12 protein-coding genes and 1 riboswitch are annotated in these 13,370 nt (G+C 38.2%); of the genes, 3 read left to right on the forward strand and 9 right to left on the reverse strand.

The window, feature by feature from the left end:
- Nucleotides 1-6 precede the first annotated feature (6 nt).
- The 9 genes from F5ESL0261_RS09630 to lysA all read right to left on the reverse strand — a co-directional run bounded on the left by F5ESL0261_RS09630 (nt 7) and on the right by lysA (nt 9,031).
- On the reverse strand, nt 7-795 hold the full coding sequence (locus F5ESL0261_RS09630; RefSeq protein WP_045928780.1) for an ABC transporter permease: 789 nt from the start codon (nt 793-795) through the stop codon (nt 7-9).
- A complete protein-coding gene (locus F5ESL0261_RS09635) occupies nt 788-1,618 on the reverse strand; it encodes an ABC transporter permease (RefSeq protein WP_122053081.1) in 831 nt (276 codons plus the stop codon). Before F5ESL0261_RS09635 ends, F5ESL0261_RS09630 begins: the two co-directional genes overlap by 8 nt.
- Before the next feature lie 266 nt (nt 1,619-1,884).
- The gene (locus tag F5ESL0261_RS09640; protein ID WP_199699953.1) at nt 1,885-2,952 is read right to left on the reverse strand and encodes an aspartate-semialdehyde dehydrogenase; all 1,068 of its coding nucleotides are present in this window, start codon (nt 2,950-2,952) and stop codon (nt 1,885-1,887) included.
- Complete coding sequence (locus F5ESL0261_RS09645; protein WP_122053083.1) at nt 2,949-4,136, reverse strand: aminotransferase class I/II-fold pyridoxal phosphate-dependent enzyme; 1,188 nt, start codon at nt 4,134-4,136, stop codon at nt 2,949-2,951. The genes F5ESL0261_RS09640 and F5ESL0261_RS09645 overlap by 4 nt, the downstream gene beginning before the upstream one ends.
- Nucleotides 4,137-4,154: 18 nt before the next feature.
- Nucleotides 4,155-4,913, reverse strand: a complete 759-nt coding sequence (dapB, locus tag F5ESL0261_RS09650) for a 4-hydroxy-tetrahydrodipicolinate reductase (protein WP_122053084.1) — start codon at nt 4,911-4,913, stop codon at nt 4,155-4,157.
- Nucleotide 4,914: 1 nt separating this feature from the next.
- Complete coding sequence (gene dapA / locus F5ESL0261_RS09655) at nt 4,915-5,835, reverse strand: 4-hydroxy-tetrahydrodipicolinate synthase (RefSeq protein ID WP_122053085.1); 921 nt, start codon at nt 5,833-5,835, stop codon at nt 4,915-4,917.
- A gap of 18 nt (nt 5,836-5,853) precedes the next feature.
- Nucleotides 5,854-6,993: an N-acetyldiaminopimelate deacetylase gene (locus F5ESL0261_RS09660; protein ID WP_122053086.1), complete on the reverse strand. Its 1,140-nt coding sequence runs from the start codon at nt 6,991-6,993 to the stop codon at nt 5,854-5,856.
- Nucleotides 6,994-6,997: 4 nt separating this feature from the next.
- Nucleotides 6,998-7,708, reverse strand: a complete 711-nt coding sequence (gene dapD, locus F5ESL0261_RS09665; RefSeq protein ID WP_122053087.1) for a 2,3,4,5-tetrahydropyridine-2,6-dicarboxylate N-acetyltransferase — start codon at nt 7,706-7,708, stop codon at nt 6,998-7,000.
- Between the two features lie 9 nt (nt 7,709-7,717).
- Nucleotides 7,718-9,031 (reverse strand): diaminopimelate decarboxylase, encoded by a 1,314-nt coding sequence (gene lysA, locus F5ESL0261_RS09670; RefSeq protein ID WP_122053088.1) that lies wholly within the window; start codon nt 9,029-9,031, stop codon nt 7,718-7,720.
- An 84-nt stretch (nt 9,032-9,115) separates the two neighbouring features.
- Nucleotides 9,116-9,294: riboswitch (Lysine riboswitch) on the reverse strand.
- A 281-nt stretch (nt 9,295-9,575) separates the two neighbouring features.
- Here lysA and F5ESL0261_RS09675 point away from each other — a divergent pair.
- The 3 genes from F5ESL0261_RS09675 to F5ESL0261_RS09685 all read left to right on the forward strand — a co-directional run bounded on the left by F5ESL0261_RS09675 (nt 9,576) and on the right by F5ESL0261_RS09685 (nt 13,339).
- Nucleotides 9,576-10,928 carry an aspartate kinase gene (locus tag F5ESL0261_RS09675; protein WP_122053089.1) on the forward strand — a complete coding sequence of 451 codons (1,353 nt, stop codon included), beginning with the start codon at nt 9,576-9,578 and terminating at the stop codon, nt 10,926-10,928.
- A 17-nt stretch (nt 10,929-10,945) separates the two neighbouring features.
- Complete coding sequence (gene dapF / locus F5ESL0261_RS09680; RefSeq protein WP_122053090.1) at nt 10,946-11,932, forward strand: diaminopimelate epimerase; 987 nt, start codon at nt 10,946-10,948, stop codon at nt 11,930-11,932.
- Between the two features lie 510 nt (nt 11,933-12,442).
- Nucleotides 12,443-13,339, forward strand: a complete 897-nt coding sequence (locus F5ESL0261_RS09685) for an alpha/beta hydrolase (RefSeq protein ID WP_122053091.1) — start codon at nt 12,443-12,445, stop codon at nt 13,337-13,339.
- Nucleotides 13,340-13,370 lie beyond the last annotated feature (31 nt).

A 13,370-nucleotide genomic window follows, 5' to 3' on the forward strand; every position in this document is an offset into this window, starting at 1 on the left:
ACTCCTCTACTTTGTAATATTTTTAATACCAATCGCTTTTTCAACCAAGAACATCATGAGTGCTGTAAAGATCATCAAAAGCACAGAAATTGCTGATACAGTAGGGTCATAATTATTTTGCAAATAATTTAAAATTGCCGGTGGCAACATGGTTAAAGAAGGACCGCTCATGAATAAAGAAACTGGAATGTTGTTGAAGGAATTGATGAAACACATCATAAACGCAGCAATGATACTGGCCTTAATATTTGGCAAAACAATCAGAAAAAATCCTTTTTTACGAGAACAGCCACAAATCCAACCCGCTTCTTCAATATGACTGTCCATTAGCAGCATGCTGGCTGTAATTAAACGAATGACATACGGTAAACACAAAAGAAAATGTCCGACAATCAAGCCAATAAATACCGGAATTCTCATAGTAATAACTGCGGCTTGATAGAGCGCAAAGCCAATAACAATTTCAGGAATTAAAGTCGGACTGAGGAAAAACGATTGAAACCAAGCAGCATGATGAATGTTGTAACGCGTCAAGGCGTAGACAGCAGGAATGCCAATAACTAAAGCCGAAATGCTGGCAATTAAAGCTACAATTAAACTTGATTCAAAACCTGCAATAAAATCAGGCTGTTGGAAAATATTGCTGTACCAAGAAAGGGTAAAGCCAGTAATTGGTAATGAGATTGAGCTTTGCGTATTAAAGGATGTAATTACGACTAAAATTAGTGGCAACATGATTAAGGCCAAAATAATAATCGAAATCACAGTCAGAGTTTTATTTTTACGATCAAGCATTAATTGGCCTCCGATCTAAATGTTGGCTAAGCTTCCTCATGAGCCACATTGAAAGAGCAGAAATAACAATTAAAATTAATGAGATAACGCTGGCATTTTGCCAATTGCCCAACGTCATTGCTTGCTGATAAATCAAAGTCGCCATTACCAGATGGCGGTTGCCACCAAGAATTTCTGGGGTAGTATAGGCTGTCATTGTTCCGGCAAAAACTAAAATGCAGCCAGTTAAAATGCCAGTAGTTAATTGAGGAATGATCACCTTAAATAATGTTCGCCAAGGACTGGAACCAAGAACGGCTGCAGCTTCTTCAATCTCCACATTTAATTCAGCCACGCTGCCAATTAATGAATTAATCATAATTGGTAAAAACAAGTAAACTGAACCAATAATAATAGAGGTATTAGTGTAAAGTATATTTAGCGGTGACTTAATTAGATGCAATGCCAGCAAAGTTTTATTGACGATTCCATCATGTCCCAAAATAATAATCCAGGCAAAGTTTCTTACAACTGCATTGGTTAACATGGGAAAAAGGATTAGCAAATTTAGTATTTGTCTAACTACTGTTTTTTGTCTTCCTACCCAGATAGAGATAGGCACTCCAAGGATCAAAACAACAATCACCGTTACAATTGCTATTAGAAAACTACGTCCAATGACTGCCCAATTAAAAGAACTTTTTAAAAATTGCGTATAAAGTGAAAAGAAGCCACTTTTACTTTGGAATGTTGGTATTGCAATTTGAATTAAGGGGAAAAAAGTGAATACCAATACTCCCAAGAATGCAGGAATTAACAACCATACTGCTGTTTTGCGATTCATATATTACCTCCGCTTTGTATATTAGGTTATCTAATTTTTAATCTGCTGTCAACATCAAATACGAATAAAACTTATCATTGTTCATTAAATGGTTTGTATTTTTCAACTAATGAAAGTGCTTAAGATTGACATACGTGTATTATCAAGAGCATTACGAACATTAAACAAAAAAACTCTTTTAAACTGAATTAAATCAGTTTAAAAGAGTTAATTTTTATATTAAATATTGAACAGCCCAAAGTTTGGCTTATTTATTAACAAAAACATTACTTATCAGGGACACGCACCAAATTATCTCTGACTAAACACTCTGCAATTTCCACGGTATTGCTGGCAGCGCCCCTTAATAAGTTATCAGCAACTACCCACATATTGAACGCACCAGGATTTTCTTGGTCTGGACGAATACGGCCAACGAAAGTCTCTTTTTTGCCTGCTGCTAAAAGCGGTTGCGGATAAATTTGGCTTTGCGGATCGTCTTGTAAAACTAACCCGGGAGTCCGCTCAATTTCCTGCTTTATTTCAGCAGCAGTCGCTGACTGATCTTTTAAGGTGAAATAAACCGTTTCACCATGACCAATTTCAACTGGCACACGAACACAAGTAGCAGTAACTTTTATTTGCTTTGAATCCTGATCATTAAACAAAATTTTTTTAGTTTCATGAATCATTTTCCATTCTTCATGCGTATAGCCATCATCTTCAAAAACATCAATCTGAGGCAATAGGTTAAACGCCATGGGGTAATGCTTTTTAGCAGACGCAGTTGGCAAAATTTTGGCTTCAGTTGGTTGATTATTCAGCCTATCTTGTGCTTGTTGCAGTAGTTCATCCCAAGCCGCTTTGCCAGCGCCAGAAACAGCCTGGTAAGTTGAAACGATGATTTGCTTAATACCCCACTTGATGTGGAGTGGATAAAGTGCAGCTACCATCTGAATAGTCGAGCAATTAGGATTAGCAATGATGCCATGATGACTAACTAATTGGTCATCGTTAACTCCAGGAACAATTAATGGAACATCATCATTCATACGGAAAGCACTAGTATTATCTACACACACTGCCCCCCTTTTTACAGCTTCAGGCAACAATTTTTTTGAAACAGCACCGCCAGCAGATGATAAAACCAAGTCAACGCCAGTGAATGATTCAGGTTGTGCCTCTTCAACTGTAATTTCTTGCCCTTTGAATTGTAACTTCTTGCCTGCTGAACGCTTGGAAGCCAGCAACTTAACTTGCTTGACTGGAATTGCTGCTTTTTCCAGCTCACTAATTAAACGTTGACCTACTGCACCTGTAGCACCCAAAATTGCAACTGAGTATTCTCTCATCAAATTTCACCCTTTTCTGCTAAAAACTTTTGGATTCGACTCATCGCAGTATGTAGATTTTCGTCACTGGCAGCATAAGAAAAGCGAATATAGCCTTCTCCGCCAGGGCCAAAAGCATTACCCGGAGTGCCACCAACTTTGGCTTTATGAGCCAAATCCAGTGCGAAGGCTTCATCATCCTTACCATAACTTGCCGGTATTTTGGCAAAAACATAAAATGCGCCCTCACTGGCATGAGTTTCTAAACCCATTTTGTTTAATGCATCAACAATATAGTCACGCCGTTTTTGGTAAACTGGTCGCACTGCGACCGGATCCTGATCACCATTTTCTAAGGCCTCAGCAGCCGCTGCTTGCGCCGGATTTGATGGAGCTGTAACTAAGAATGCATGCATTTTTGCAATTAAGCTAATTAAAGCGGCCGGTCCAGTCACATAACCCAAACGGTAACCGGTCATCGCATGGGACTTGGACAAGCCATTAATTAGTAGTGTACGATCGGGTAAATAATGCGCAATCGATACGTGATTAAAGTTATAAGTCAGCTCACCGTATATTTCGTCAGAAATTACATAAAGATGATGCTCTTTAATGATCGGTGCTATTTGCTCTAAAACAGAACTGGGACATTCCCTGCCAGTTGGATTAGTAGGATAATTCAGTAAAATTGCTTTAGCATGAGGGTGCTCATCCAGTGTCTTTTCCAAATCTTCGGGAGTTAACACAAAATTTGTTTCTGCTGTATTAATAGCAACCAACTCAGCTTTAGTGTATTGAATTAATGGAAAATAAAGGGCATAAGAAGGAGTAGGTACAATAATTTCATCCCCCGGTTGAAACAAAGCCAGCATTGTTGCGGCTATAGCTTCAGTTGCACCCACTGTAACTACAATTTCGCTGTCAGGATCATAAGTTAAGCCCTGCTTGCGCTGTAAAAAATTGCTAATGGCTTTGCGTAATCTGGGTGTTCCTTTTTGAGCAGAGTAATGTGAATCATTATCTAAAATACTCTGAGCAGCTGCTTTTTTGACATGTTCAGGTGTATTTAAATCAGGTTCTCCTAAGGTTAATTTTATTAAATCTGGAATGTCCTCAACTTTTTGGGCAAAAGCACGTATACCAGAAGGAGGGATTTTTTCTAATGGTGTATGAATAATTGAAGTTAAATCAGTAGCTAATTGTGGCATTTTTGTTCTCCTTATAAATTATAAAATCTGGTCTAAACCGACCATTAAATCTGGTAAATCCATTACCCGACTCAAGGCCACTTTCACGCCCTGCATAAATGAAGAACGAGAAAATGAATCTTGTCTGATAGTTAAAGCTTCTCCGGGACCGCCAAAAAGCACTTGTTCGTGAGCTACGTATCCTGGCAAGCGAATGGAATGAACAGGGACGCCATCATAATCAGCACCGCGAGCTGCAGAATCATTCGCAGTTTGAGAACAATTTTCTGAATTGCGGTTTTCTGCAATCACTTTGGCGGTAGCAATAGCCGTAGCACTAGGTGCATCCCTTTTATCAGCATGATGCATTTCAATGACTTCTGCATCTGGAAAATAACGGGCCGCTTCTTGTGCAAACTTCATTAATAAGACAGCCGACAACCCAAAATTTGGAGCAATAATGCCACCAATTTTTTCTTTTTGTGCAATTGCTTGCAGCTTTTTTGTTTGATCTGGGGTTAAACCACTTGTTCCCACAATGGGGTGCATATGGTGCTTTAAAGCAAATTTAGTATTTTCATAAACGGCTTGTGGGGTGGTAAAATCAATCCAAATATCGGCATCAATATCGACAGCAGTCAAATTGTCAAAGCATTTAACTGAAGCTCCAAATTCTGAACTTTTAGATGCCGTTGGTGCCAAAACTGCTACCAATTGACAATCAGGTAATTTTTCTACCAACTGGACAGTTTGCTTGCCCATAGATCCTGTAGCTCCAGCTACTAAAATTTTTTCCATATTATACTCCTAATTCTAACGGCAGTTTATGTAATAAAGCCGAATCAGCTAAACCTAAATGAACAGCTAATTGCCGCTTTTCTGCTTCATTTAAGTCCACAATAGGTAGCCGGCAGCCACCAGCTGGTAAGCCTTGTGCATTTAGGACGGCTTTAACTGGAGATGGTGAAGGATACATGAACAAGGCTTGCATCTTCGGCATTAGTCGTCTTTGCAATTTTCCTGCTGCAGCTACTTTACCCTGATCTAAATCATTATACATTTCACGCATGGCCGAGCCATAAACATGAGAAGCTACCGAAATCACTCCTTTTGCTCCTAAAACTTTAGCAGTTAAAGACTGCAAGTCTTCGCCCGTATATACCAAAAAATCTTTTGCTGCGTGTTCAACAATATATTCTAAGTCTTCTAACTCCGCACATTGCTTAACACCAGCAATTTTAGGATTATGCGACAGACTAACCAAAGTTTCTTTGCTAATCTTAATTCCAGTCCGACCTGGAATGTTATAAATAATGATTGGTACAGGCGAATTTTCAGCCGCCTTTTCAAAGTGGGCTATAATGCCTCTTTGATCCGGCTTGTTATAGTAAGGTGCTACTACCAGTGCCATATCAATGCCGGGAATTTGCCCTACTTCTTGAGTAAATGCAACTGTCTGTTCAGTATTATTACTGCCCGTGCCCGCAATTACAGGTACTCGTCCTGCAATTATTTGAGCAAACTTAGTATATAGTTCTATTTTTTCATCATGGGTCATGGTTGCCGTTTCCCCAGTGGTGCCACCAATCACAAAACCATTGCTGCCCGTATTAATTAAATGTTCTGTCAATTTTTTCAGTCCGGGATAATCAACTTTTCCTTCTTTATTAAAGGGCGTAATTATCGCGGTCAATAAATCTGCTTTATCAAAATTAGTCATGTTTTTTCTCCTTTTGAGCTACATATGACTCAGTAAAAAGCCTACCATTGCTTTAATTCCTGTTACTATTGCTTCTTCGTGTGGGTTAAAGGTTGCAGAATGAAGTTGAGAATTATCGTTCACCCCCAGCCAGAACATGGTACCGGGAATTTGTGCCAGTAAGTAGCCAAAATCTTCCCCTGTCATAGCCGGTTGCATCTCTTGGTAATCAATTTGAGGATTTTTCTTCATATAATTAATGAATTCTGCTGTAATTTGGGGGTCATTTTCAACTGGCCAATAACCACCCTGATTAAGCTGCAAATCAACTTTAGCATTAAAACTCTGCGCTATTCCTTGAGTCACATACCGCAGGCGCTGATCGATTCTTTCAATCATTTTTTGGGTTAGTCCGCGAATAGTTCCTTCTAGATGAGCATGACCTGCAATAGCATTTCTAACTGTTCCAGCCCTGACCTTTCCTATTGTGATAACTCCGCTTGCAATGGGATCAATACTACGTGAGACAATTGTCTGAATTTGTTCTATTAAAGAAGCAGCAGCTACTACCATATCATTGGCTTGTTGTGGATATGCGGCATGTCCATCTTTACCATATAAATCAATATTGATTTCAGTTGTCCCCGCAAATAATGTTCCTAAACGGCAGCCAATTGTGCCAGTAGGTAAGTCAGGAGTAACGTGCAAGGCAAAAAACTCGTCTGGACGCCATTTGCCAGTAAAGATTCCAGCCTCATAGGCTTTTTTACCGCCACTTTCACTTTCTTCAGCTGGTTGAAAAAAGAAAAGCAAATTATCCTTTGGCTGATGTTCACAAAAATAATCCAAAATTCCCAGTGCCACTGTCATGTGAATATCATGACCACAGGCGTGCATTTGACCTTGAGTTTGGGAAGTAAACGGCAAAGCCGTTTTTTCTTCAATAGGTAAGCCGTCAATATCTGCTCGATAACCGATTGTTTTTTGCGGTTTGCTTCCCTTAACCCTGACCAATATTGCTGTGGGCAGCTCAGGGCATGTGCGAACTTCAATATATTTTTGAGTAAAATTGCCAATAATCTGTAATAAATATTTTTGTGTTTGGTGTTCATGCAAGGCTAATTCAGGGATTTGATGTAAATCGCGGCGGATTTTAACAAGTTGCTCAGAAGTTAACATTAATTCACAGCTTTCTTAATCCCTGTTCAATTCCTGTCTTAGAGGCAGTTTTTTGATCACGCGTTTTAACAATTTTTGCCGGCACTCCGGCAACGACGCTGTTCGCAGGCACATCTTTTGTTACTACCGCCCCGGCGGCTACTACCGCATGGTCGCCAACTTGGACTCCTTCTAAAACCACGGCATTAGCACCAATCAAAACGTTTTTGCCAATTTTCACAGGTTGTGCTGAAGCCGGTTCGACAACTCCGGCAATTACGGCACCCGCTCCTACATGGCTGTTAGCACCAATGATTGCTCTACCGCCCAAAACAGCATTCATATCAATCATGGCATTTTCACCAATTTCCGCACCAATATTAATGACTGCACCCATCATGATTACAGCATTTTTCCCTATCTCAACGTTTTCACGGATAAGCGCACCCGGTTCAATTCTGGCGGAAATATTTTTTAAATCCAATAATGGAATGGCAGAATTACGACTGACATTTTCCACTTGATAATATGTTATCTTTTCTGCGTTTTTTTCTAAAAAAGGACTTAAAATTTGCCAATCTCCAAAAACGACACCGGTGTGAGTTTCAGTAAAAACTTTGCAGTCTTCAGGCCAATCTAATTTAGACATTTCGCCTTTGACATATACCTTAGCTGGTGTTTTTTTGGTTGAATTAGCAATGAAATCAATGATTTCAGCAGCCGACATTTTTTTCATATTTATTAATTATCCTTTCGTTTGATAAAAGCGATCATGGCTGATTAGATCCGCATAAGTTTCACGTGTAACTACTACTTGTGCTTGACCATTTTCTGCAAATACAACGGCTGGCCGTGGAACACGGTTGTAATTTGAAGCCATACTATAGCCATAAGCCCCAGTTGCCAGAACTGCAATTACATCACCTGGTTTACTTTGAGGCAGTGCCAGTTCGTTAATCAGAATATCGCCTGATTCACAATAGCGCCCTGCCAGTCTGACAGTTTCTTCAGGCTCTGCATGAGGATTTTCTGCTAATAATGCCTCATATTGTGCTTGATAAAGTGCCGGTCTGATATTATCTCCCATACCACCATCTACTGTAACGTAAGGCAATAGTCCCGGTACTTCTTTGCGTGCACCAACTGTATATAAGCTATAACCAGCCTCTCCTACAATTGAACGACCCGGTTCTATCCAGATAGCCGGCATTTTTAAGTGACTTTCTTGTATGCATTTTTTAACTGTCTGCACTATTTGACTGATAAAAGTTTGCGCAGTCAAAACTTTGTCCTGCTTGGTATATCTAATGCCAAACCCGCCACCTAAATTTAAGACTTGAGGCTGGTAATCATATTTTTGTTTCCAGTTATTGACCAGTTGCATAAGTTTTTCAACTTCCAGCTTAAAACCCGCTGTTTCCAAAATTTGTGAACCGATATGTGCATGCAAGCCAATCAAGTCCATCTGTTTATTAGCTTTTACCTCTAAAAATGCCTGCTCGGCTTGGCCTGATCTAATATCAAAACCAAATTTACTGTCCTCTTGACCAGTTTGATCATACTCGTGAGTATGTGCTGAGACCCCTGGAGTTAGCCTCAGCATTACTTGCACTTGAGCATTTGTTTTTTGCAAAGTTTGCGTCAGCAACTTAATTTCATAAAAATTATCTAAAACAATCACGCCGACATGGTTTTGCACAGCCATTAATAACTCATCTGCTGTCTTATTATTACCATGAAAACTGATTTTTTCTGCCGGAAATCCTGCTTTTAATGCCGTGTACAATTCTCCGCCAGAAACAACATCAACATGTCCGCCAAGTTCATTAATTACCTGATAAATCGCAATTGTAGCAAAAGCCTTACTGGCATAACTAATTGCATAATTTACACTTTCTTCTGTGAATGCCTTTTGGAAAGCCTGAAATTGCTGTTTGATTTTTTGTACGTCATAAACAACTAATGGAGTACCAAATTCTTTTGCCAGTTTCAATGCATCTACTCCACCAATTGCCAAGTGACCTTGAGCGTTAGTCTGGTAATAATCATTAGCAGCCATTTAAGTCTCTCCCTTTTGTTAAATAAAAAAGGCTCTTTTGTTGTGCCTAACAAAAGAGTCCTTCAAGTTATTATCTGGTATCAATTTTGTCGATAGCGCTCCGCGAATATAAAATTGCGACAGTCCGTAACCTGTTAGATTACGTCCCAGCTAATTAATTACCGCAATAATTAACGCTTCGGCAACCGCCCCTTTAACTGGTTTCTCAGCTTTTGCAGAAACTCCACCAGCTACTTTTGTTGGTTGCAACCTCTTCGATTTATTAAAATATTATTATTAATTAATATGATTGTCAACCATTTTTACCGACAAATATTTTTTAACTTTCAATTCCTCAAAATTATTTTTTGCAATTAATTATTTAAAAGTTGTAGCAAAGGCTATTAAAACCGGCATTTATCGACAGCTTTTTTACCAAAGTTTTCTTAAGAGAAATAATAGCGTTATTAATTAGCAACTTTCTTTTTCGGTTGAAGATTAAAATTTTAATGTTAAAATCCAATACTAATTACTTAAATTAAATTTAATTGTGAAAGGTATTAACATGAAAGTTGTAAAATTTGGTGGTAGTTCTCTAGCTGACGGAGAACAATTTCAAAAAGTTTTAAAAATTATTAACGCTGATCCAACTCGAAAAATCATAGTTACCTCAGCGCCAGGAAAAAGATATAAAAATGACACTAAAGTAACAGATTTATTAATAAAATATGCCCAGGAAACAATTAATAAACAAAATTATAGTGAAACTGTTACAACAATTTGGTCCAGGTATCATGACATTGCCGCTTATTTTAAAATACCCGAACAATTATTAAAGCCTTTATTGCAGGAATTATATAATCTACCTCAAGTTTCTTATCCAAGTAAAGATTTTTTAATGGCAGGCTTTAAAGCGCATGGAGAAAAACTAAATGCTCAGCTTTTGACTTTAATTTTACAAAATCGTCATATACCAGCTCGTTTCTTAGACCCTAAAGAATCTGGTTTTATTGTGACTGACAACCCTAATGACACCCAGGTTTTGCCGGAAACTTACAGCAATTTGCAGAAGTGGACTCAAACTTCAGACTTATTAATTGTTCCTGGCTTTTATGGTGTTACTCAAGACGGTTTAATTGCTACTTTTTCTCGAGGTGGATCTGATATTACTGGAGCCATTTGGGCACGTGGGCTTGACGCTGACCTTTATGAAAATTTCACTGATGTCGATGCTATTTACGCTGCTGATCCTAGAATAGTTACGCATCCCCATGCCGTTAAGGTCATGACCTACCGCGAGTTGCGAGAACTGTCATATGCGGGCTTTTCAGTTTTTCACGATGAAGCGATTATTCCTGCAATTGAAGGGCAAATACCAATTAATGTCAAAAATACCAATCATCCAGATTTGCCGGGAACAATGATCGTACCTGAAAATAATTTTCAGACTCAAAGTACAATTACAGGAGTAGCTAGTTCTGGTCATTTTGCCGCATTATATTTACATAAATACTTGCTAAATAAACAGGTCGGTTTTACTCTTAAATTACTACAAATTTTTTATAAATTTAATATATCTTATGAACACATGCCTTCAGGAATTGACGATTTAACTGTGATCTTTGACAAACGCCAATTTAACAAGCAAGTGCAACAGCAAATGTGTCTTGAAATTCAACAGGCACTTAATCCTGATCAATTAGAGTGGATTGATGACTATGCCATTATCATGGTTGTAGGAGAAGGAATGAAAAACAAAATTGGGGTAATGAAGAATATCACGCTGCCTTTGGCACAAAAGCATATTGCAATTCATATGATTAACCAAGGTGCTTCAAGGATCTCAATTATGCTAGGTACTAAAAAAGCAGACGCAGCAGCTGCTGTTAGAGAAATTTACCACCAGTTTTTTAATTGATTTAAGGAGCAATTTTTATGGTACAACTACAAAAAGTTCACGGTTCACAGAATACGTTTTTTCTACTAGATCAAACCCAATTGCAAAACCCTTTAACTAAAAATGAATTAGTAAATTTGGCCCAACAAATAACTAACTCCGCCACAGGATTATTAAACGGAGCTGATGGTTTGTTAGTGATCAGCAATTCGCAGCACTCACAAGCCATAGGCAAAATGCAGGTCATTAATGCTGACGGTTCTTTTGCTTCCATGTGTGGCAATGGCTTACGGACTGTGGGCCGTTATCTAGCGCAAAAATTTCACAAGCAATCTTTCAAAGTCGAAACAATGCAAAGCGATTTGCGTGTCAGTTGTCAGCCGGACTGGGCGCAAAACGTTAAAGCAGTTAGTGTCGAAATCAGCCCGGTCAGTTTTGCAGCTGCAGATCTTCCTTTTACTAACTTAGATTGCTCTGAGCTATTAAACCAAGCAGTACCTGAATTTGCACCCAAGTTAACTTTTTCAGCAGTTGCTGTTCCCAATCCTCATTTGATTAGTTTAGTTTCAGATGATGTTTTAAAAAGTGACTTGTTAGCAAATTTAGGAACAAAATTAAATCATAAAAATCCTTATTTTCCAGATGGAGTAAATGTCAGTTTTGCTCAAGTTCTGAGTTCTGACCACCTTTTCGTTCGCACTTTTGAGCGCGGTGTTGGTTTTACCAACGCTTGTGGTACTGGCATGTCTGCAGCAAGCTTAATTTACGCTTTGACCAACAAGTCACAGGATCTGTTTGATAAATTGCTGACTGTTTCAAATCCCGGAGGATTTGTCCAAACAAAGGTACATCGCAACGCCAATAGCTATTGGATTGAATTAATTGGAAATGCGACAGTTACACATTATATTGACGTTGCAGAAAATGACTTGCACCAGAAGCAGCCCGATTTTAATAATTTTAAGATTACCACTACTTCAGAGAATGAAGCATATCAGAATTTTATTGCTGTGAATAATAACTAAAGTAGCTGATATTTTAAAAACCAAACTTAAACAAGTTTGGTTTTTTTATGGCTTATATTTATAGTTAATTTATCATCGCTTTTGATTAGTATATTAATGATTTGTTGATGATTTTTACCAAAATCAGCAGAACACAGACAACTTTTGAAAGCATATTACAGACCCAATTTTTTAAGTTAGGCTTTTTCTTTAAAGAATAATATCTAGATATCAGATTTGATACTTTGCCTTAAATTTGCCATTATTTTATTGAATTACAATAATTCTTTTGCCAATGGCATTGCCTATCGCAAAGGATATGAAAAAAAGGAATATTTTCAACAAGTTTTCACAGCTTTAAAGCATGCGGAACTATCCGAAAAAAGCACGTGGATTGACTAGTTACAGGCTGTGTTTATTTCTTAAAAAAGTATTCAATAATCGCTTTAAAATGATTTTATATCCTTCTTTTTTACTTGTAATGAAGTAGAATATAATACTAAAGCGATTTCAAAAAAGGAGAGCTGCAAAATGTCAGAACCTGATTATCGAAAATTAGTTGAAGAAACACGAGTTGCAATTAAAAAAGGTGATGATCAGCGCGATGCTGGATTGCCAACACAAATTCCGGAAGTAGACCGGTTTGATGATATATCCTATGGTGAAGATCCTAAATATCAGATACTTGATGTTTATTTACCAAAGAATAAAGCTTCTGCTAAATTACCGGTAATCGTAAATATTCACGGTGGCGGCTGGATATATGGCACCAAAGAAACCTATCAGTTTTATTGCTTGGCTCTGGCTAAAGAAGGATTTGCCATAGTTAACGCCAATTATCGTTTAGCACCAGATGTGGTCTATCCCGGAGAACTGGATGATATCAACCGCGTGTTTCACTGGGTAGCCCAAGAGGAAAATGCGACAAAATATCAATTCGATCTAAATAACGTCTTTATTGTTGGAGACAGTGCCGGCGGCCAAATGGGAGAACAAATTTTAGCAGCTTACACTAACAATGAATACCGCAAGTATTTTGGTTATTCAGTACCCCGTTTAACAATTAAAGCTGCCGCTTTAAATTGTGGCGCCTACTTCCTAACTGAAATCCCATCATATACTGGGGCACCGGAAGCCTATTTCAGACCTGAAATTCGTTTAAATCAGCATGAAGAATTAAACGCCGAACAATTTTTGACCCAAGCACTGCCACCGCTTTTTTTAATGACATGCACTGATGATTTCTTACGTGATAACGCCTATATGCTTTCAGGCTATCTGAAAGCCAAAAATATTTACCATGAACTTCATTTCTATGGTGATAAGAAACATCCACGAGGTCATGTTTTTCATGTTAATCAAAAGGATGACTTGGCCAAGAAATGTAATGAAGATGAGCTAAACTTCTTCCGTAAATACATTAATTAACAGTGAAAAAAAGCCGAACTAGTATTGTCTA

It is taken from the genome of Lactobacillus sp. ESL0261 (assembly GCF_003693025.1).
Taxonomy (GTDB): Bacteria; Bacillota; Bacilli; order Lactobacillales; family Lactobacillaceae; genus Lactobacillus; species Lactobacillus kullabergensis.